Raw genomic sequence first — 21,298 nt, 5'->3', positions numbered from 1 at the left:
CGACCAGGGGAGACTGCAGGTGCAGGCGCGGGACCGTATCGGCGACCGGTACGAGCTGACGTATCCGGTCGGCCGTGGTGGAATGGGGCAGGTCTGGGCGGGCTACGACGAGCGGCTCGACCGGCCGGTAGCGGTCAAGTTCCTCCGCCAGATGGACGTGCCCGAGGACGGGCGCGAGGCCGCCGTCAAACGCTTCCGAAGGGAAGCCAGGGTCACCGCCCGGCTCGACCACCCCGGCGTACCGGCTGTTCATGACCTCGGTCAGCACGGCCACGACCTCTACCTCGTCATGCAGCTCGTACCCGGGATGGTGCTCGCTGACCTGATCGCCGAGGAGGAAGAACTTCCCATCGCTCAGTCGGCCTCAATCGCCGCCCAAGTGTGCGACGTTCTGGCCGCCGCACACGCTGCCTCACTGGTGCACCGCGACCTCAAGCCGCAGAACCTCATGATCACGCCGACCGGCACGGTGAAGGTCCTCGACTTCGGCGTCGCCGCCCTGGTCGACCCCGCGGAGGCCTCGCGGCTCACCGCAACCGGCCACACGCTCGGCACGCCCGCCTATATCGCGCCAGAACAAGCGGAGGGCGGCACGGTAGGCCCCGGCACCGACCTCTATGCCCTCGGCTGCATCCTGTTCGAGATGCTCACCGGCCGTCCGCCGTACGAGGCCAAGACGGCCCTTGACATGCTGCATCAGCACAGGCGCGGACCGATTCCAATCGTCACGGAATACCGGCGTGACGTGCCCGACGACCTGGCCCACCTGCTGTTCTGCCTGCTCGCGAAGGATCCCGCCGAACGACCCGCCTCGGCTGCCGAGGTCGGACAACTGCTCGCCCCATTCAGCGACGGAAGGGGCACCCGGGACAGCGCGGCGACAACAGTGAGGGAACAGCCCGCGGTGGCTCTGGCCCAGCAAACAGCAGAGACACCGGGAGAACTGCACGCACGAGCCCTGGAACTGGCTGAGGAGGAGCGCTTCGTGCAGGCTGCCGACGTGCTGGAAGCAGCCTTGGCAGCGCATCAGTCACCGAATCTCGACGACGTCACGAGGGTGCGCCTGCGGTTCGAACTCGCCACAATCCGCATGCTCGCCGGGAACTCTCGCGATGCCCAGCACGACTTCGAGGTACTGGCACGTGAGGTTGAAGGGCGAGACAGCGACCTCGCTGACGAGTGCCGACGGCGCGCCCGAGCGTGCCATTCAGGCGGTCAGCCGATGAGCCTCGAGCCGTAGGGGCGATCTGCAGTTAAGTGTTACCCGACGACGCCGGGATCGGCGTGGCTCATGCATTCGGGTACTTGGTATACGAAGGTCCTGTGAGCAGACGCCGGCTCGGCCGGGTCGCTCCAACCGCCAGGGACCTACGTAGCGGGCGCGCGCCGCCGGAGTCGCGCCGCGAGTGATTCCGTGCGAAACGCCGGTAGTTCGGCGCGCACGAGGTGAGCGAACTCGTTCCGCGACACGGCGAGATCTGTTGGACGGCCTGCCAGCCGGGTGCAGAGGTCGGTGAGCGGCCAAGCCGTGTAGTGCCCGAAGCGCGCCGCGTATATCGCCACGGTGTGGAGCGTGAATGAGTCCGAGTAGCCCAGAAGTACGTACCCCAACAAGTTGGTCCAAGTCGGCCCGGGTCAGGGTGGCGGCGCGGCTACCGTCCTGCCGGGGCCGGCCGCCCTGACCGGACTTGAAGTCCACCAGCACCCCACCGATGATCAGGTCGGCATCGGCGTTGAGGTCGCTGCTCCCCTCAAACGTCGACCCTCTGCTGACCGGCCCGGATGGCAGCGCCGGTAGCAGCCGCTCGACCGCGAGATCCCGCATCGTAATCAGGTCGGCAACCTCGTCGTCGTTGGGCAACGCGAGCAGGTCCGCAGCCCGGAAGCTGGTGGCGGTCTCGCGGGTTTCGCCGGTGAGGATTTCGGTGCAGGCCAGGCGGGAGTGGTGTTCCAAGGCGGTGTGCAGGAACGCATAGCCGGGCCTGGCGCCGCCCCACCGGTCGGTGGTGTGCCCGAGTGTGCCGGTGCGGTTGAGTTTGCCTACTCTTCCGAGTCTTGGAGATCCCGCCGGTGGGCTTTGATCCACCGCTCCACGTCGTCGGCGCGCCAGATGCGCCCGACGGACAGGACGGCCACCGGATCAGGGAAGGTCTTCGAGTTGGTGATCTGGTAGGCGCGTGTGCGTGAGACACCGAGCATTTCCTGAATTTCCTGGCTCGCCACCAGCCGAAGCTCTCCCACGGGCTCACGGTAAGAGCAGACGAACTGAACACTTGCTCTCTGCGCACACGCACTCTTCATGCGCACATGTGCGTGTATGCTGTGCATCTGTTCACCACGGCGGTAGGATCGGCGGTCAGTAGGGGAGGCGTGGCGAAACATGGGCAGGCGGTGGAAGTGGTTCTTGCGGCCTCGGAAGGTCGTGCTTGATCTGACCGGGCATGCGCTGCCGGATGGGGACGTGCGGGCGCGGTTTCGGCGGCTTGGCGGTCGAGCACGTCGTGCCGGAGCTGCGGATGACGTCGCGGTGCGACGGCGCGCTCGTCTACGAGCGGTCCAAGGAGCGGCCGGCGGTGTCCTCGCCGCGCGACCAGCGTGCGGGCCGCTACGAGCCGGACCGGCGAGGCGAGTGGAGCCCGGGGAGGTTCCCGACTCCGGCCGACAAGGCGCCGGCCGGCGGTGAGCCGGCCCGGTCCGCCCGCCCGGCTGCGGATGACGACCTCTTCGTGACGGCTGCTCAGCTCGCCAGGGCAAACCGGGTGGTCGAGGTGCACTGGCGGAGCCCCACAGAGGATCCCCGTACCAGGAAATGCCCAGACTGCCGCGCCGACGGCAACTGCCCCCGGGCGACCTGGGCCGACTCGATCATCGTGCGCTGTTTGCGGACGTACTGGCGATGAACGTCTTCGACCTGTCGCCCGCGCAGATCCGTAACCGGGTGATCTTCCGGTCCCGGCGGGCGGCGTTGGCCGCCGGGGTCGGGCCGCAGCCGCCAACGCGCCCGCATGGCCACGCAGAGGCGGCGCCAGCGGGGGCAACCTGGGTGCCGGTCGTTCCGTGCGTGTCCGTTGCCCCCGGGGATGTGGTCCAGCTCGCCGAGTCCGACTATCGGTACGCGGACGGTCCGCTCCTGCTCCGGATCGTCCGGGTCCGGCCGGAACTCAGCGAGTGGTACGACGGCGAGTGGGTGTGGCTCGAAGGCGTCGAGATCGGCCCGGACCAGGATGCTGCGTTCCGGCCGGTGCTGGCCCGGGTCGCCGCGCTGCAGCCGGAGGGGTGATAGCGCAACCGGCTGGGCTGTCGACCGGCAGCCTGGGCAACGGCTGCCAGCGCGTCCCATCGACATATCACATCGATGTATTCATTCCTTTTCGAGTCAGCTCCCATACGCCACGATGCTCGGTTGGCTTGATCAGTCCTTCATCGACCATGTCCTTGCGCTCCCAACGAGCGGCGTTTCGCCACCGCACTTCGCCCCCATCGAGAACCCGGTAGTCGCCCTCGAGGAAGACGTGCTCCATGCGGCGTTCGAGCTCCGCGAGCAATTTGTCGGCTTCCTGCCGGCCGCCGGCCTCCTGGAGAATCGCGAGTATGTACGCCCGAAAGGCCTTCTGCGGCGTCTGGCCGCGCTTTTGCCCTACGGAACGCTGAGGCGGCACCTCCAATGACGCCTCGGTGGAGGGGGTGCCGGTCGTTGATGCCTGCTCCGCCCAGATGTCGCTGAGAGATTTCCCGTCGCTCTGCCGTTGCCAAGCCGTCCAACCGTTGACCTCATAGCCAGCGACATGACGGGCGGCGCTCGAAGGAGTCTCGTGCAGGGAACCGTCCTGCAGGCGAAGCCGACCGTCGTTCGTGAGCCAGGCCCCGTATTGCTTCCCCTGATTCCGTCGATTCCACACGAGGGGCTCATCTACCTGGAGGATGCCGTCGGCAAGCAGCCGAGCGAGTTTGGTCGACGACGCCGGCTTCACGTGCGGTCTCCTTGCCGGGCTTTCTGCGGGGCCAGCGACGCTTCCGGTCAGGTTCAAGAGTCGCCGCAGCACTGTGTTGGGGGTGTCGACGAACGCTTCGGCCTTGGACTGCAGTAGGGCGTACACCTCGTCGTCTACCCGGATGGTTGGTGCCATCTGCTACCTCTCTGCGTCGCGGCTCCCAGAGGTCACAGTGTTGCAGTCAGACAAGGGCCTATGAAGGCGTCGGTCGATCAAGTAGCCGACTGTCTGTTGCGGATACCGGCATGGTCTTCGAAGCCCTGACCGATCGGTGATTACCCCTCGCCCGTCTGCTTGTACGTCTGGACCCTGGTTGGTGAGAGCATGATCGTCATGTCGAACGACTGCTTCTCCGTTCCGAACCGATTGCGGGAACTCCTGCATCGATGGGACGCCGAGGGGCGCCGACCTCAGGGCGAGATCGGGTGGAACCGGAGGACGTGGCTCGCCAGCTTGACGGAGCACCAGGACCTTCTCGCGGAGCTGCCGGACCGACTCGGCCGCGATCATGTGACAGAACGAGGCCGCCGGGCTGATGAAGGCGAGAATGAGGCCGTCCGGGCGTTCGTGACAGCGATGGTGTGGGGGTACGGGCGGGTCGGGTACGGCGCGTTCCGAACCGCCCGGGTGCTGCGGGAGAACGACGAGGCGCCGCGGATTCTCCGCGAGGTGGCGTCGAAAACGCGCCGCGATGGCGGGGCGGAGGCGTTCGAGTGGCTGAAGCGGCACCGCCTTCGCTACCTCGGAGTCTCCTTCGCCTCCAAGTACCTCTTCTTCTGCAGCGATGCGGCGGCATCGCCAGCGCTGGTGCTCGATCGGCGGGTACAGCGGTGGCTCTGGCAGTACGCCGCCTGCCACGTCAGTCTGGACTGGAACGTCGAGGACTACCGCCGGTACCTGTGTCTGGTGACCAAGTGGGCCCAGGACCTCGACCTCAGGCCGGACGAGGTGGAATACCTGATGTTCGCCGACGACGGCTCGCAGCGAAGGGCTGCCGAGGACGTCTCCGAGGAGTCTGACGAGTTCGCCGTCCTGGATGCTCTCGACGAGGCTGCTGCTGCCTTCGCCGCACTGCCGGGCGACATCGACCCGGACGATCTGGAGGACTTTGAGCGTGGGGTACGGCAGCTGCGCCGTATCGTGCTGGCTCGCGGCTTCGCTCGGCGCGAGCCCGAGCAGTGATCATGCCTTGCTCAGCGGTGAGGCTCGCGCCATACAAGGTGTCCGGCGTCCGCCGCGGTCAGTGCTCACCGAGCCGGGGACGCGGTGCGTTAGGGCGACTCCGGCGAGGCAGCCAGCCGGAGCTCGCCCGAAAGCTGTTCGTTCAGACATGCCGCCAGCCCGCCGCGCTTGAGCTGGTGAGGCTGGCCAATGTTGTGGTTGGTAGGGCGATCCAACCCTCGGTGGTGGCGGCGGCCAGGTCGGCCTCGGCCGGCCGGGTGGCCTGACCGATGGCGGCCGCACGAGCGGTCAGGGCAGCTACGACAGCGTCAACGGCATGATCGCTGCCCCGGCACACCGGCTCGAAGCCCCCGAGTTGCAACCACGGCGCAGTGGTGGTCAGTTGATCCACCAAGCCGTTCAGGGTGCCGCTGTTCTGCCGCCCCTTGTATCCCCGATGGGGCAGCCCCCACTGCCTCAGCGACGCCGCGGGGTAGACCTCGACGACTGTTCCGCCGCCGCTGCGGTCCACGGGTTGCCCGCCTTCGGCGAGCCGCGCCAGCAGGGCCGCACACCGCATGGCCGTGTGTGCGATCCGATCCGCGGCCACGCTGAGCGAGAGGCGGCCGGTCAGCTCGTGGGTCACCACGTCGGTGCGTCGCCAGGCCAGCCTCCTGCGCCAGTCGCGCCCGATCAGGTCGGTCGGGGCGGTCAGCTCGCCACGGTGGTGCGCGATGACGAATTCCACAAACGGCTCCGGCCAGCCCAGCGGACAGTCGATCCCGGCCTTGTCGGCGGCCGATGCGGCCCGCAGAAGCTCATCATCGCCGGCGCCGATTACCAGCTCCTCTAGCACCGCTCCGGTCGCCGTCCACCGGATCCAGGCCACCGCGGTGTTGGTGTCCTCCGCCGCAAGATCGATCCCCGCTGTCAGCATCCGCCCAACCTACTGGGCTTGAGCGAACGTCCATATCGTCCGCTGCGCCAGCTCGCGACCGGTCGCTTCACCGACGGCAGTCAAGCCGTGCATGCCGCCGCCCCAGGCGGACCGCCCGAGATATGTGTCGGTACGGAGGATTGGCAGCCGAATTCCAGTTGATGATGATTGCGCCCGTGACGCTCTTCCTGACCGACCTGGATCCTCGTGCTCGCGTGAAGGGGTCGCGGGACGGGCTCGGTGCGCAGGCTGTCTGGTCAGCGACGGGGCGGCCGCTCATCGGCAATCTCACCACCGTCACGGACTCGCTAGCGGGTTTCACCACGTTGCTCGTCGGGCTCCGACTGGCTGAGCTCGCCAGTGCCGACGAGTTGGACAACCCGACGAACGCCTTCCTGGTGTGGGAGCAGATGGCGGCGTACGTGCGGCACGCCGTGCACGGTCATCGGGGCTTCTTCGGGCTGCAGCGGATCGCGGCGCGGGCGGCGAAGGCGGGCGGCAACGGCGGCAGGGTGCACCTGTCGGCGCAGCCGGAGTACCAGATTCTCAGCAATCAGCGAACGGACGGGCTGCTCGGTAACTACACCGCCCCGGCAAGGGCCTCCGGGCTCGTCGCGACGGGAAGCCCCGCGCGGCTCACCCCAGAGGCAGCCGCCTTCGTGGATGCCGTCTACCTCCCGCGACTCGAATCCGGGTGGGGTGCGGATGCCCGCCACCTCGTCCGAGAGCTGCGGCGGGACCGGGTGGTGTTCGACCTCGGCGCGACCGAGAAGCGTGAGTCGGTGGCGAGCATCTTCAGCCCGGTGAGGTCGCACCAGGAGGTCGCCTTCTACCGGTACCACCTGGTCGAGGGCGGGCCGGGCGACCCGACCGAGGGCCGGCAGCCCAGGTTCGCCGCTCTCCTCGAGGCCAGACCATCCGAGTCGGTCTGGCCCTCGCGGCCGTACCTGATGGCGATCGCCGACGATGCCGAGTCGCGCGGTTGGAGCGACATCGCCGACCTGGTGCGCCGGGTCGTCGCCTGCGAATCCGTGCTCGCGCCGGCGACCCTACTTTTCAGCTACCTGCTCGGCCGGAACGGCGCCCACGTCGACAAGGTCGTGGCCGACATTCGGTCGTCCTGGGGTGACCGCCTCGACTCGATCGACCCGCTCGCGGTGTCCGCGTTGCCCGGCCACGACTGGCCACGCATCGCCGAGGCGCTCACCGGCGGCGACTATCCGGAGCTCATCAGGGTGTTGGCGGAGCGCAACGCCACGGTGATGCGGGAGCGCGGTGGGGCGCTCGCCTGGCTGGAGGTGACCGAGCAGGACGAGTTGCGGGTGCGGTTCCGCGACGAGCCGGCCGGCATGCCCGCCGGGGACGAGATTCCGGAGCTGTGGTGGCACCCGTACTTCATTCCGTCACTCGTGTCCATGCTGACGGCGATCAGGAAGGGCGACGCGTGAGCGAGGGCATTCCGCGGGCGGTACTCACCGAGGCGTTGCGCGAGAAGATCAACGGCCGTGAGGTGCTGGCTGCGGTGTTCTGCACGTTCCGCTTCGATCCCGGCTTTTTCGAGCGCGAGATCCTCCCGGCTCTCTTCGACCTTCAACTGCACCAGGACCCGCAGATCCGGCGGGTCCAGCTCGAGGAGGCGCTGCGCCCGCTCTCCGGTCGCGTCGCCGTCTATTACGACCCCGGCGCGATCGTGACGGGTGACGGAACGGCTTGCCTGGATGTACGACGAATCCCGGTCCGGCCCCGCACCGGCTACTTTCATCCGAAGAACGCCTTCATCCTCGTTCGGGACCCGTCGACGCTGGAGCGGTCACTGGTGGTGCTCACCGGGTCGGCGAACCTGACCCAGTCGGGCTGGTGGGAGAACGTCGAGTGTGCCCACCTGGAGGAAATTGCCGAGTTCGGCCGGTCGCGGACCGCACCGGAGATTCAGCGGTTCCTCCGGCACCTGCGGACCATGGCGAAGAACTTCGGTACCCACGTAGCTCTGGATGACATTCGCGGTGTGCTTCGTACCGTGCAACCGATCACGCACCGCACGGCAAGCGGCAGGATGCACCCGCACTTCCTCTTCAACGGGCAACGTGATGCGGAGTCGCTGGTCGACCAGCTCGACGCCGTCGCTGGCGAGTGGTTACGTCACGCCGATCTGGAGGTGCTCTCCCCGTACCTCGACGATGCCGATGCGTCAGTGCCGCTCGAGACCTTGATCGACCGTTTCCAACCAGGGAAGTGGCGAGTGCTGCTGCCCGAGGAGGGCGGTCTCGCGCGGTGCCGTCCGGAGCTCTACGACTGGGTGCGCGAGCGAGGCGGCGAATGGGGACGGCTGCCCAAGGCGGTCCTCGCGCGCGGCGGCAAGCAGGCGGCGGGAGCGGGTTACCGGTCTGTGCACGCGAAGGTGTACCGGTTCTTCACTAAGGACTGGGAGATCACCCTCGTCGGGTCGTTCAACCTCACCGGCCCGGCGCACTCGGGCAGCGGCAACGTCGAGAGCGGGGTGCTGTCAGAGGCGGCCGTCGACCGGCGCCCGCAGTTTTGGCTGGAGGCGATCGAGGAACCACCGCCTTTCGCGCAACCGGGCGGCGAGGACGAAGGCGTCGACCAGGGCTACGTGCCACTGCTGGCGCGATACGACTGGGCATCCGGACAGGCGGAGGTGCTGTGGGACGGCACGAGCCACAGCCCGCACATCCAAATGTACGACCGCGGCGTACACCTCTTCGAGGTCGGTCACCTGGAACGAGCTTTTTGGACGGCGCTGACCGTCGACGACGCGGCGATCCTGCGCGAGCGGCTCCGCGAGACCAGCTTCCTCACCGCGGTCGCCGGTGACCATCGCGGGATCGTCCTCGTCCACGAGACCGGCATGGCACATCGCCCGTCGATCCTGCTCGACCTGACTCCGGCCGACATCCTCCGCTACTGGTCGATGCTCACCGCAGAGCAGCGAAACGCCTGCATCGCCGAGCACGGGGAGGCGCTGCGCGGACCCAGCGAGGGTCTGCCGTTGGAGCGCCCTCCAGACACCATCTTCGATCGGTTCGCCGGAGTGTTCCACGGGTTCGCGTCGCTGGGTCGCGCCGTGCGCGATGCCCTCGACGAGGATCTGATCGAGGAGGCTCGGTTCCGGATGTTCGGCGCCAAGTACGATTCCCTACCCGTCCTCGTCGAGCAGATGGCGAACGAGACGGCGGGGGATCCGCTGGATCGGTACCTCATGGTGCTCTGCGCGCAGCAGCTCGCCGACCACGTACGCCGCGACTTCCCCGCATTCTGGGCGTCGGATCCGGCCGGGGTCTCCCGCCTGGAGAAGGCGCTCACCGTGCGGGCCGCCCTGCGGGAGCAGCTCATCGCGCGTAACGACGCCGAGATGGCGGAGTTCCTCGACTGGTACGAGCCCCGGTTCCTCGGCGAGACGGCGGCGGTGACGGCATGATGATCACAACCGACACCGCGGCGCAGCTGCTGGACTTCGACCGGGTGATCCGCAATCCGCAGCGGGCCAGGGATCAGCTCCACGGGGCGGTCGCCCTGCACAACATCCTGCAGCGCCATCGTGTCGCCTACCTGGCCGACGAGGTCGGCATGGGCAAGACGTACGTGGCGCTCGGCGTCGTCGCGCTGCTGCGCCACTTCGCCCCGGACCTGCGGGTGCTCGTTATCGCGCCGCGGGAGAACATCCAGCAGAAGTGGGAGCGGGAGCAGGGCGTCTTCACCAAGAACAACGTGCGCGTGGACGACCTGCGGGTGCGGATGCCGGGTGGTCTGCCGGCCCGACCGCTCGTGCACTGCCGGAGTCTGATCCAACTGTTGGAGGAGACTGCGGTCGGCCCCGACCGCGACTTCTTCGTCCGGCTCCCGAGCTTCAGCCTGCCCATGCGCCGCGACGCCCAGCAGCGCCGCAACCTGCGTGACCGGCTGCGCGAGCAGGTGCCGTGGCTTCCCGACGACCTGGTCGACCTGCGGGCCAACGCGGACGTCATCAAGGACCGTTTTGCTCAGGCGATCAACGCCGCGTTGCCCCACTTCGACCTCGTGGTCGTCGACGAGGCGCACAACCTCAAGCACGGCTGGGGACCGCAGTCGTCCTCCCGAAACCGCGTGCTCGCCACCGTGCTCGGCCGCGACCGCGCGGACGTCGACCCGAGACTGCGCGGGAAGTACGGCCGGCGAGCCGGCAAGGTGCTGCTGCTGTCCGCGACGCCGGTGGACGACGACTACCGGCAGCTGTGGAATCAGCTCGATGTCTTCGGGCTGGCGGAGCCCTTCCGGCCGCTGCGGGACCCGGACGCCAGCGAGCAGCAGCGGCGGGAGGCGGCAGGGGAGTTCCTGATCCGCCGGGTGACGTCGCTGGAGGTTTCCGGGCAGCAGTTGACCAAGAACCTCTACCGGCGGGAGTGGCGCGGCGGGGGCGTCGCGACGCACGATGAGCCGATCCGGATCTCGGACGACCGCCAGCGCCTGACCGTCGCGCTGGTCCAGAAGAAGGTGAGCGAACTGCTCGACGACGAGCGGTTCGGCACTCGGTTCCAGGTTGGCATGCTGGCGTCGTTCGAGTCGTTCCTCGAAACCAGCGCCGCGAAGAAACCGACCGGGACCGAGGACCCCGACGACATTCCGGACGAAGCCGTCGAGGGTAACTTCGACGACGCCGGGCAGGCCACCGATGCGGTCGAGCGGCAAGGCATCGACGTGCCGATGCTCAACGACCTGGCCCGCGACCATTTCCGGCGCTTCGGCCGCGAGCTGCCGCACCCGAAGATGGACGCCCTCGTCCGTACCCTCGCCACGTCCTGGCGCGACGGCCGCAAGGGGCTGGTCTTCGTCCGCCGGGTCGCGTCCGTCACCGAACTCAAGCGCAAGCTCGACGACGAGTACAGCGACTGGCTCGTCGACCGACTACGCAACCGGTTGAAGGAGCGGCATCGGCCGGCGTTCGAGCACGCCGTCGACGATTTCCGCCGGCAGCGACCGATGCGTGACGCGGCCGCCCCCATGGCGGTGGAACAGGTTCGGGAGGACGATGACGCCGGCGGGCAGGACACGTTCTTCGCATGGTTCTTTCGGGGTGCCGGACCCAGCGGCATCGTCAGCGGGGCTACCGTGCAGGGACGGTTCCGCAACCAGGGCGGCGCGCTCGGCACCTTCTTCGACGACAACCACGTCATGACCCTCCTCGGCGCCGGCCCGGGACAGGTCGGGGAACTGCTGGCAGGCGTGCTCGGCCAGGAGCGGGACAAGGTCGACCGGCTCATCCGTGAGCACTCCCGCCACTACCTCACCGAGGTAAAGCAGGCGACCCGCGCGGCGCGGTTCGACGCTGTGCAGGCCGCCGCGCTCGAACTGCTCGCTCACCAAGAGGGACCACACCGGGAACGTGCCGAGGTGATCTGGCGTGAGTTGTACCGTCCGGAGAAGCGCAGCGCCGTCTCGGCGGAGGCGGACCCGGATTTGCTGGAGACCAGGACGTTCTTCACCGAGCTCCGCCGGCGCGAGCGGCTGCGCAGCCTGATCTGGCCGGAGCCCACCGGGGCCGACCCGGGCGAGTCGTTTCGCGAGCAGTACCTCCGTGCACAGCTCCTCTCTGCCGCTGCCCGCCTCGGACACGCCTTCCTCGACCTGTACGCCGTGGTCACCGACCACCTGCCAACGCTGGAGCCTTCCGCCGCGATCGACCGGCCCGACGTGGCGATCACCGCCTACCTCGATGAACTCGACCGCCAGGCAGCGGCCTCACCCGGCACCCGACAGTGGGCAGGGTTAGATGAGCTTGCCGCCCTGGCCGAGCACTACGAACTCGTCCTCGACACGAACCTGCCCGACGCGAGGCAGGTCGATCTGCGAGAAGCACGCGCTCTTGTCAGCCGGCTCTTCACCGCGCAGGAGCCCATCGCCGGGATGTCCGGCCGGGTCAACAGGCGCCACGTGCACCAGTTCCGTCTCCCCGGTTATCCGCTCGTGCTGATCTGCACCGACCTCCTCCAAGAGGGGGAGGATCTCCACACCTTCTGCTCCCGCGTCTACCACTACGGTCTGGCCTGGACACCGTCCGCGATCGAGCAGCGGATCGGCCGGATCGACCGCGTACGGTCTGAGAGCGAGCGCCGGTTGACGGTCCTGAACGGTGCCGGCGGCGACGATCTGCTCCAGGTGTACTACCCTTATCTCACCGACACCGTGGAACGGCTGCAGGTCCGCCGCGTGCTGCGCAGGATCAACGACTTCCTCCGGCTAATGCACGAAGGCTTGACCCTGCCGACGGCCGGGGAAGGCCACCTCGACGTCAGCCGGGAGGCACTGGTCGACGACGGTGTCCCACCGCCGCCTGCCGAGCCACTCCGGACCTCCTTCCCTGTACGCCGCGAGCATCTCGACGGGCAGGACCGGCCGCTTGCGGTGAACGAGACGCTCGCCATCAAGCAGTTCGAACGCTTCAAAGCGCTGGCATGCGTTGTCCTTCCCGGCCTCGCGGTCGAGTGGGAGCGGAACCAGCCCGGCGACGGCGCGCTCCTCGGCACGGTCGTCTTCGCCGGCGGGCGGCAGCAGCCGTTCAGTCTGCAACTCGAACGGGAAGGCACGCACCTCGTTGTCCGATGCGTGAGCCCGATCGGGCGGATCAGCACCGCGGACCAGTGGGATGACCTGGCCAGGTGGTCGGCCGGCATCTCGGCGCGGCTCGGCACCGTCGAGGCTCGCGGCGGCAGCTACGACGTCACCGTGGAGGAAGATGTCCTGCTCACCGCGCCGGCGTATGACCCGCCTCGGGTCGCGGCGCTGATCCGGCGGGTCACGACGCTCGCTGATGGGCTCGAACGGGAGCATTTACCCGAACGCGATCGACTGCTCAAGGAGTTCAGGGCGGAGTTGGAGCGGGATGTTCGGCATACGCGATGACTGGCGTCGGCTCTGCGAGGCCGACGACATGCGGCCAAAGGGAAGGCAGGTGAGAGTCTCCTTCGCCAATGGCCGGTCACATTCGGTACACGTACACGACGGCGCGGATGGGTATCTTCTCACCGCAGTGGTCGCCGGAGCTGACGTCGTGGGGCAGTGGGTCTGCCTGTATCGGGAGGCGTGGGAGAAGAACCGCCACAGCCGGCTGGTGGGCTTCCGGGTCGACGCGGACGGCCGGATGGTCGCCCACGGGTGGACGCCGAAGGACGGACTCACCGCGGACGCCTTCCAAACCGTCGTCCGGGCCGTCGCCCGCGAGGCGGACCGTTACGAGTTCCAGCTGACGGGCGCGGACCGACGCTAACTTGGCTGTCCAGCCCCGACGATCCGTCGTATTACTGGCCGTTGCGACGAGTGCAGTGCTGATTATCAGGCCGCTAACCTGCGTTGCACGGGAGGTGGTCGGATTGGCCGCTCGGCGGTGGGACGCCTGGTTCGAGAAGGAGCACCTTGTCGTCCGACGTCGGCGGTTGCTGCCCTGGCTGAAGGCGGACGCCAGACGGGTACCGCTGGCCGCGGTCCTCGACATCGGGTCCCTCACCGCAGCCGACCATGCAAAGCGGCGCGCACAGCTCACCGTTCAGGACCCATCGACACCGCACCAGACCGAGATCATCCCGGTGAGGTTCACGCCGGAGCAGTGGGACTACGCCGGCTGGTTCATGCGGGAACGGCGAGCCGCACCCACCGAGACCCCGCAATCCGGCGAGGGGGCGTCGTCGGAACGGACTGTGTCGCCCCGCCCGACCGCCGACATCCCGGCACAGTTGCGGCGACGGGCGCAGCCGGCGGCCGCTCTTCAGCCACCCCGGTCGGCCGAGCCAGCCTCATCGACGCCGTCGTCGAGACGAACTCCCGCGTCGACGACCCCAATGATGCGGGCCGGCGATGGCAAGAGGCCGGTGTGGCTGTGGCTCCAGAACGAGACGATCCACGCCTCTCTCGTACCGGTAGGCAACGCCTCGCAGCACCGGTTGAGTGCCGCCGATGTCGCCCATCTCTTGCTCGCTGACCCCTCCAGAGCGATACCGGCGATCCGTGCGCTGACTGGCATCGCCGACAGCCAGCAAGCTCTGGCTCGCCTGCAGAGCTGGCGGCGGTCGGATCGTGTCGTGGTCAACCTGAACGCCTCCGACCTCGCCGGTCGGCGAGTTGCCGAGGCTCTCCAGAAGCCGGGCCGGAGCAACCCGGACGGCAGCGTTCGGACCGTGTCCGGCGGCCTTCCCAGCCTGAATAAGCGCCGCCGGTGAGCGTGAGCCATGGGAGACGCCGGCCGGGAAGCGATGCCGGCGTCTCCCGTCGTTCCTCAGCCGGTCACCACCCGATACCGACGCCGTCGAGTAGGTTGATCAGGTCGTCGTCGCGGGTCAACTCGTAGCCACGCTCACGAAGCTCCGCGACCAGTTCCGCCTCGCGGTCGAGCGGAACCTGCAGGTACTCACCGTTGTGAACCGTGAGCACGACTTCTCCGTACCGGTCCTGCAGGTCCTGCGGCAGCACGTCGAGCGTCCGCGCCGTGACCATCTTGGGCCAGTACCCGTCCACGATCGCACCCAGCTCGGTGATGTCGAAGGGCTTGTCGTCGGCGTAGTCGTCCTCTTCGTAGCATTCGGGGCCGGCGGGGTTCTCCAGGTGGGTCATCTGCACCTGCCGGGCCTCGCCCCAGGTGCGCGCGGCGGCGAGGGCCCTGATCTCCGCGGCCTCCCCTGCGGCGGCGTCGGCGTCGAGGAAGGCCAGGCAGTCGTGATTGGTGGCGTGGCCGTAGACCAGGCGCCGGGTGTTCGGGTGGTGCGTCGTCATGGCGCACATCCTGCCCGAGGCGTACGACAACCAAGATCGGCATACGGCCGGGGGAGGATCCACCGGCCGGACGACCGCTAGGCTGGCCCTTCCTGGCCTCGCCACCTGGAGAAACGCCATGTCCGACAGCGTCTTCGCGCAGTTCACCGCCGACGACGACCAGCTCGCCGTCGCGCTGCTCGTGCAGCCGGCGATCAACGCCGCCCTGGTGCACAACCGGGTGCCGCTGGTCCGCCACCTCACGCTGGTCAACCGCGGTACGGAACCGCTGGCGGACGTGACGCTGACGCTGGAGCTGCTCGGCCCCGACGGCGCTCTTATCGAGCCGTGGACGCGTACCCTCACCGCGCCGCTGCGGCCCGGGGCGAGCACCGGTTGGGACGACTTCCGGGACGTCACGCCGGACCGCGCGCTGCTCTATCGCACCGACGAGGCGTTCCCGGTCGACTACCGCCTCACCGTCGAGGCGGATGGCCAGCCGTTGACGCTGGTGGCCCCGTCACGAGTGCTCGCGCACAACGAGTGGTTCAACAGCCCGGCCCTCTACGACAGCCTGGCGGCCTTCGTGCAGCCGAACACCCGGGCGGTCGAGGCGGTGCTGCGGTCGGCGGCGCAGCTGCTGCTCGCGCGTACCGGCTCGGGCTCGCTGCAGGGCTACCAGGACGGCCCGGAGCGGGCGGCGCTGATCGCCGGCGCCGTGTACGAGGCGCTGCGCCAACTCGAGATCACCTACCAGACCCTTCCGGCGTCGTTCGAGAACAGCGGCCAGAAGGTGCGGACGACGGCCGCGGTGCTGGACGGGCGCCTCGGCAACTGCCTCGACCTCTCCGTCACCTACGCCGCTTGCCTGGAGGCGGCCGGGCTGCACCCGCTCATCTTCATCAGCGAGGGGCACGCCTTCGGCGGCTTCCTTCTCGAAGAGGAGCGGCTCGGGTCTGCGGCGGTCACCGAGACCAACCTGCTGATCTCGATGGTCGACTCGGGCCGGGCGGTGCCGGTGGAGCTGACCCGCATCGGCCCAGGGGCCCAGTCGGCGACGTTCACGGAGGCGGTACGGGTCGGGCTCGGCCACTTCCGCGGAGAGGGCCACCGGCTGCAGGGCGTCGTCGACGTCCACCTCGCCCACCGCTCCGGGATCATGCCGCTGCCGTCGGCCGACGAGCTGGTCGCGCCCGCGCCCGTCGACGCCGAGACGACCCCCGACGCCGGCGCGTCGCTCGACCTCCCGCCCGGTGTCGCCGCCGCGAAGCTGCGCCAGCTCGCCGACGAGGGCGACGAGGTGCCGCAGCCCGCCGACGGCTCCCCGGCGCGCATCCAGCAGTGGCGGAAGTCCCTGCTCGACCTCAGCCTGCGCAACCCGCTGCTCAACCTGCCCAAGCGTGGCCGCGGCCTGGACCTGCACGTGCCGGCCGGCGCCCTCGCCCTGCTGGACGACCTCATCCACGACGGCCGCCAGGTGCAGGTTATCCCGCAGGACGACATCAGCCACGTGCACGAGTTGGCCGGCGCGCGCCGGGCGCAGGACCTCGACGCCGAGATCCTCACCCGGGAGCTGCGCACCGACCGGCGGGTCTACGGCGCCGTCACCGAGGCCCGCTACAAGACCGCCATGCGGGCGCTGCAGCGCGAGGCGCGCACGATGGAGCAGGAGACCGGCAGCAACTACCTCTACCTGACCATCGGCACCCTGGTGCACACCAAGACCACCGGGGGAGAGGCGTACGCACCGCTGTTCCTCCTGCCGGTGCGCATCGAGGGCGGCAGCGGCCGCCGCCCGTACTCGATGGTCATCGACGGCACCGAGGTGGCCAGCCCCAACTACTGCCTCATCGAGTGGCTGCGCGTCAAGCACGGGGTGCGGATCCCGGAGCTGGAGCAGCCGGTCCTCGACGAGCACGGCATCGACATCGCGAAGACCCTCGCGGCGATCAACACCGGGCTGGTCGACAACCGGCTGAACTACCGCATCGACGAGACCGCCAGCCTGCGGCTGCTGCAGTTCTCCACCTTCCAGATGTGGCGGGACCTCGGCGACCACTGGCCCCGGTTCATGGAGAACCCCGTCGTCCGGCACCTGGTGGAATCCTCCGGCGCCACGTTCGACGACCCGGCCCGCCCGGACCACGGCGCCGACGTGGCCGTGGACGAGGCGGAGCTGCACCTGCCGATCCCCGCCGACGGCTCCCAGATGCAGGCCATCGTCATGGCCGAGCGCGGCCAGTCGTTCGTGCTCGAAGGGCCGCCCGGCACCGGCAAGTCACAGACCATCACCAACATGATCGCCCGCGCGGTCGCCGCCGGCCGGTCGGTGCTGTTCGTCGCCGAGAAGCAAGCCGCCCTCGAGGTCGTGAAGCGCCGACTCAAGCAGATCGGCCTCGGACCGTTCGCGCTGGACCTGCACGGGCGCAAGCAGTCCCTCAACGCCATCCGACAGCAGCTGCGCGACGCAGTCGACCAGTACGACCTGGCCACCGACGGCGACTGGACGGCCGTCGAAACGGCCTACCGGGCGCGACTCGCCCCGCTAGCGGAGTATCCAGCGCAGGTCCACACCGCCAACCCCGTCGGGATGTCGCTCTGGTCGGCCTACGAGCAGGTCCTCGCGTACGCGGACGGCCCGGCCGCCCCGGTCCCGGTCAGCTACCTGCACGCACCCGCCGAGGTACGCGCCCGGGTGGAGACGACGCTGCGCGAATTCCCGGCCGCCGCCCGCTCGGCGCGGGTCCGGCCCGAGCATCCCTGGGCGCTCAGCGGCTGCCGGACCCTCGACGGGCTGCACGCCGCGGCCGTCACCGAAATCGCCGCCGACCTCGAACGCCTCCGCGCCGACCTCGCCGCCCACCCCCACCTGGTCGGGCTGCTGCGCACGCTGCCCACCCCGGAAACCGTCACCGAACTGCAGGCCGGCGCCTGGCTCGCCGTACGCGGAATGCTGCCGGACCGGGAGACCACCTTGCGCGCCGGCGACCGGCGGTGGGACGAGGCCGTGGCCCAGCTCCAGGGGGAGCTGGCCGCCTTCCACCAGGGCTTCGCCGGTGAGCTCGCGACCTTCCGGCCGGACGTGTTCGCACGCCCCGAGCTGGCTGCCTGGCACGCCGAGGCGCAGGAGGCGGCGAAGAAGCTGCTCGGCAAGCGCAAGCGCCGGCAGGCCGTCGTCGACAAGCTGGCCGTGCACCTGGTCGCCGGTGCGACGCTCGACGTCGAGCGGGTCGAGGTGACCACCGGACGACTGGTCGCCGCCCAGGCCCAGGCCGCCGCGCTGCACCAGCACGCGGACGCGCTCGGCGGCCTACGGATCCCGGCGTTGCAGCCCACGAACCCGGACGCACAGCAGCGGCTCGCGGAGGCGATCGAAGCGATCCGGGCCAGCCGCACCCTCCTGGCCCGGCACCCGCAGGCCTGGGAGCTGTTCCAGCGCGGCATCTCCGACGTCGACGCCGCCCTCCTGGACCGGGTCGCCTCCCGGTGGCGGGCCTGGCGCGGGGTGCTGCGCTCCGCAGAGCCGGAGTTGGCCCTGTGGTCGGCCGGCTCGCACTGGGTCGACGCCTGGCAGCGGGACGGCGCGACCTGGCTGCACGACCTGCGCAGCGAGGAACTCTTCCCACTGCGCCGCTGGGCCACCGTCCTCACCCACGCCGACGTGCTCGCCTCCGCCGGCCTCACCGACTACCGGGACCAGTTGCTGCGCGCCGAGGTGAACGGACAGTTCGCCGAGGAGGTGTACCGGCGGGGCGTCGCCGCCGCCTCCCTCGGCGAGCGGCTACGAACCGGCGGGCTGCAGTACTTCGACCCGGAACTGCACGACGACGAGATCGCCCAGTTCGAGACGGCCGCCGGTGAGCTGCGGTCGGCGCTGCCCGAGCGCCTGCCCTCGGTGCTTGTCCGCCGCCGTCCGTTCAGCCCGACCGACCGGCGGGGCCGCTTCGCCGACTTCGCGGCGGAACTGCGCCGCAAGCGCGGCGGTCGGTCCTTCCGGGAGCTGTTCGAGCATTACCCCGACGCCGTGCTGGCGTTGACGCCGTGCGTGCTGGTCAGCCCCGCCTCGGCGGCGAACTTCCTGGCACCGGGAGGCCAGCGCTTCGACCTGGTCATCTTCGACGAGGCGTCGCAGATCCGGGTCGCCGAGGCGATCGGCGCGATGGGGCGGGGCAGCGCCGTGGTGGTCGTCGGCGACTCCCGGCAGATGCCCCCGAGCAGCATCATGCAGGCCAGCCACACCGTTGACGACGTCGACGAGGGCGACGGCCCGGTGCTGGAGGACCTGGAGAGCATCCTCAGCGAAGCCGTCGAGTCGGGGCTGCCGCAGCGGTGGCTGTCCTGGCACTACCGCAGCCACGACGAGTCGCTGATCGCCTTCTCCAACCGGTACTACTACGACAACAAGCTTTCCAGCCTCCCGTCGCCCGGCATGAGCGGCTCCGCCGGCATCGCCTGGCGGCGGGTTGACGGCCGCTACGACCGCGGCGGCTCCCGGACCAACGACGTCGAGGCGCGCGCCGTCCTCGCCGACATCACCCGGCGCCTGCACGACCCGGCCACCGCCGGGCAGTCCATCGGTGTGGTCACCTTCAACATCCAGCAGCGGGACCTCATCCTCAACCTGCTGGAGGACAGCACCGACTCGATCATCCGCGAGCAGCTCTCCGGCGCGGTCGCCGAGCCGATCTTCGTCAAAAACCTGGAGAACGTGCAGGGCGACGAGCGAGACGTCGTCCTGTTCTCCCTGGCCTTCTCCACCAACCCGGAGACCGGCCAGCTCCCGCTGAACTTCGGACCGCTGAGCCAAGCCGGCGGTGAGCGACGGCTCAACGTGGCGATCACCCGGGCCCGCCGGCAGGTGGTGCTGTTCTCGTCCTTCAACCCGTCAGACATCGACCTGTCCCGCACCTCGGCCATCGGCACCCAACACCTGCGGGCGTACTGCGAGATGGCCGCCGCCGGCGCCGACCGGCTGGGCGACCTGGCCACCGACCGGGCCGAGCGGCGCAGCCGCATCCGCGACGAGGTGGCCGCCGCGCTGCGCGACCGCGGCCACGAGGTCCGCACCTCGCACGGCCTGTCCGACTTCACGGTGGACCTCGCCGTACGCCGGCCGGGCTCGGCCCGCTGGCAGGTGGCCGTCATGCTGGACGGCCCCGACTGGAGCGCCCGCCCGACGGTGGCCGACCGGGACCTGGCGCCCGCCCTGCTCCGGACCATCATGGGCTGGCCAGAGGTGGTGCGGTTCTGGCTGCCGGCCTGGATCCACGACCGGTCCGCGCTGCTCGACCGCGTCGACGACGCCGTCGCAAGAGCCGACGCCCCAGAGCCGCCCGCGCCAGTGGACGCCGTCGCGCCCCGCGGCACGGTCGATCTGCCGGCGCCCCGCGCTGCCGAGGACGTCGAGCAGGTCCACCTGGTCGAGCTCTCGGGTCCACCCGTTGCGGAGGACACCGAGCCCGCCACGGGAGTGTCGCCGGCACCTGTCAGGGGCCTCGCCACCGCGTCCGCGCCGGCCCCCGTCACGGACCTCGCCACCGCATCCGCGCCGGCCCCCGTCGCGAGCGCGCCCCAGGCGACGGCCGGCGCCATCGACGTCAGCACCTTCGTCCCGTACACCCCGACGCCGCTCGGCGACCAGAGCGACCTCGACCTGCTCTCCACCGACCAGCGGACACGCGGGCTCGTCCGGGAGGCGCTGCGGGAGATCATCGCGGCCGAAGGACCCGTCGAACAGCACCGGCTCGCCCGCCTGGCCCTGGCCCGCTTCGGCTTCCTGCGGACCCGGGAGGACCGGCGCCTCGCCGTGCTCGCACTCGTCGACAGCCGCCGGCTGTACGGCCATCCCACTGTGGGGCGGTACGCCTGGCCCGAGGGGACGGACCCGCAGACCTACCGCGCGTACCGGGTCACCCAGTCGAGCGACGACCGGGCCTTCGAGGAGGTGCCGCCCGAGGAGGTCGCCAACGCGTTCGTGCACGTTCTGCAGAGCGTGCCGAGCATGGATGAGGAGCGCCTGCTGCGCGCGGGGCTGGAGCGCCTCGGCTACCGGCGGCGCACCGACAAGATCGACAAGCTGCTCCGGTACGGCCTGCACGTCGCCGAGACCAGCGGTCGAGTTCGGTTCGATCAAGAGGGACGCCTCACTCTGGGTTGACCTGAGTCACCGACGTGACTGCGCCTGAGTGGAGCCCTCCCGGCTCCGCCGGTCGACTTTCGCTTGCCGACAGACCGCGAAACGGAGCGGAGCGGTTCCGACGCGACCTGTAGCGCAGGCCGCGAGCAGTGCGCCAGGTAGCCAGACTTCCGAACCCCGCGGACCCTGCGCCCGTGCGATCGACTTCTTGCGACAACAAGCGCGTCGAGGAGGAAACGGCGGAGCGAGCCCGGTCCGAGCATCGTAATGCGGCGGCGGCGTTATCGGTGGTGCCGTCGGATGGAACCAGGGATGGATTGATTACCTCGCCACCATCGA

General features: G+C 69.5%; 14 protein-coding genes and 1 pseudogene. 10 read left to right on the top strand and 5 right to left on the bottom strand.

The window, feature by feature from the left end; genetic code table 11:
* Window positions 1–19 precede the first annotated feature (19 nt).
* Window positions 20–1,240 (top strand): serine/threonine-protein kinase, encoded by a 1,221-nt coding sequence (locus ABZW14_RS17595; protein ID WP_355347071.1) that lies wholly within the window; start codon window positions 20–22, stop codon window positions 1,238–1,240.
* Between the two features lie 642 nt (window positions 1,241–1,882).
* On the opposite strand, the pseudogene ABZW14_RS17590 reads toward ABZW14_RS17595, so the two are convergent.
* Window positions 1,883–1,978 (bottom strand): annotated as a pseudogene (locus ABZW14_RS17590) (IS481 family transposase); the annotation flags it as partial.
* A gap of 62 nt (window positions 1,979–2,040) precedes the next feature.
* Window positions 2,041–2,241: an AlpA family phage regulatory protein gene (locus ABZW14_RS17585; protein ID WP_355347068.1), complete on the bottom strand. Its 201-nt coding sequence runs from the start codon at window positions 2,239–2,241 to the stop codon at window positions 2,041–2,043.
* A 242-nt stretch (window positions 2,242–2,483) separates the two neighbouring features.
* Between ABZW14_RS17585 and ABZW14_RS17580 the strand changes: the two genes are divergently transcribed.
* Both ABZW14_RS17580 and ABZW14_RS17575 read left to right on the top strand, forming a co-directional pair.
* Window positions 2,484–2,900 (top strand): hypothetical protein, encoded by a 417-nt coding sequence (locus ABZW14_RS17580; RefSeq protein WP_355347065.1) that lies wholly within the window; start codon window positions 2,484–2,486, stop codon window positions 2,898–2,900.
* On the top strand, window positions 2,897–3,280 hold the full coding sequence (locus ABZW14_RS17575) for a hypothetical protein (RefSeq protein WP_355347062.1): 384 nt from the start codon (window positions 2,897–2,899) through the stop codon (window positions 3,278–3,280). Before ABZW14_RS17580 ends, ABZW14_RS17575 begins: the two co-directional genes overlap by 4 nt.
* Window positions 3,281–3,347: 67 nt before the next feature.
* Here the strand turns inward: ABZW14_RS17575 and ABZW14_RS17570 are convergent, their stop codons facing one another.
* Window positions 3,348–4,127 (bottom strand): winged helix-turn-helix domain-containing protein, encoded by a 780-nt coding sequence (locus ABZW14_RS17570; RefSeq protein WP_355347059.1) that lies wholly within the window; start codon window positions 4,125–4,127, stop codon window positions 3,348–3,350.
* Between the two features lie 189 nt (window positions 4,128–4,316).
* Here ABZW14_RS17570 and ABZW14_RS17565 point away from each other — a divergent pair, with 189 nt between their 5' ends.
* Window positions 4,317–5,174: a hypothetical protein gene (locus ABZW14_RS17565; RefSeq protein WP_355347056.1), complete on the top strand. Its 858-nt coding sequence runs from the start codon at window positions 4,317–4,319 to the stop codon at window positions 5,172–5,174.
* Window positions 5,175–5,316: 142 nt separating this feature from the next.
* Here ABZW14_RS17565 and ABZW14_RS17560 read toward each other — a convergent pair whose 3' ends face one another.
* The gene (locus tag ABZW14_RS17560; protein ID WP_355347053.1) at window positions 5,317–6,090 is read right to left on the bottom strand and encodes a DUF429 domain-containing protein; all 774 of its coding nucleotides are present in this window, start codon (window positions 6,088–6,090) and stop codon (window positions 5,317–5,319) included.
* 140 nt (window positions 6,091–6,230) lie between these two features.
* Between ABZW14_RS17560 and ABZW14_RS17555 the strand changes: the two genes are divergently transcribed.
* The 5 genes from ABZW14_RS17555 (at window position 6,231) to ABZW14_RS17535 (ending at window position 14,294) form a co-directional block, all read left to right on the top strand.
* Window positions 6,231–7,538 (top strand): hypothetical protein, encoded by a 1,308-nt coding sequence (locus ABZW14_RS17555; protein WP_355347050.1) that lies wholly within the window; start codon window positions 6,231–6,233, stop codon window positions 7,536–7,538.
* Window positions 7,535–9,526, top strand: coding sequence for a hypothetical protein (locus ABZW14_RS17550; RefSeq protein WP_355347047.1), 1,992 nt, complete (start codon window positions 7,535–7,537; stop codon window positions 9,524–9,526). Before ABZW14_RS17555 ends, ABZW14_RS17550 begins: the two co-directional genes overlap by 4 nt.
* Window positions 9,523–12,984, top strand: a complete 3,462-nt coding sequence (locus ABZW14_RS17545; protein ID WP_355347044.1) for a helicase-related protein — start codon at window positions 9,523–9,525, stop codon at window positions 12,982–12,984. Before ABZW14_RS17550 ends, ABZW14_RS17545 begins: the two co-directional genes overlap by 4 nt.
* 148 nt (window positions 12,985–13,132) lie before the next feature.
* A complete protein-coding gene (locus ABZW14_RS17540; RefSeq protein ID WP_355347041.1) occupies window positions 13,133–13,348 on the top strand; it encodes a hypothetical protein in 216 nt (71 codons plus the stop codon).
* A 103-nt stretch (window positions 13,349–13,451) separates the two neighbouring features.
* Window positions 13,452–14,294, top strand: coding sequence for a hypothetical protein (locus ABZW14_RS17535; protein WP_355347038.1), 843 nt, complete (start codon window positions 13,452–13,454; stop codon window positions 14,292–14,294).
* A gap of 64 nt (window positions 14,295–14,358) precedes the next feature.
* Here the strand turns inward: ABZW14_RS17535 and ABZW14_RS17530 are convergent, their stop codons facing one another.
* A complete protein-coding gene (locus ABZW14_RS17530) occupies window positions 14,359–14,844 on the bottom strand; it encodes a hypothetical protein (protein ID WP_355347035.1) in 486 nt (161 codons plus the stop codon).
* Window positions 14,845–14,962: 118 nt separating this feature from the next.
* On the opposite strand from ABZW14_RS17530, the gene ABZW14_RS17525 reads away from it, so the two are divergent.
* Window positions 14,963–20,980: a DUF4011 domain-containing protein gene (locus ABZW14_RS17525; protein ID WP_355347032.1), complete on the top strand. Its 6,018-nt coding sequence runs from the start codon at window positions 14,963–14,965 to the stop codon at window positions 20,978–20,980.
* The last annotated feature ends 318 nt before the right edge of the window (window positions 20,981–21,298 follow it).

The organism is Micromonospora sp. NPDC004551, from assembly GCF_040609975.1.
Lineage (GTDB): Bacteria > Actinomycetota > Actinomycetes > Mycobacteriales > Micromonosporaceae > Micromonospora.
This window is presented reverse-complemented; position numbering and strand designations above follow the sequence as displayed.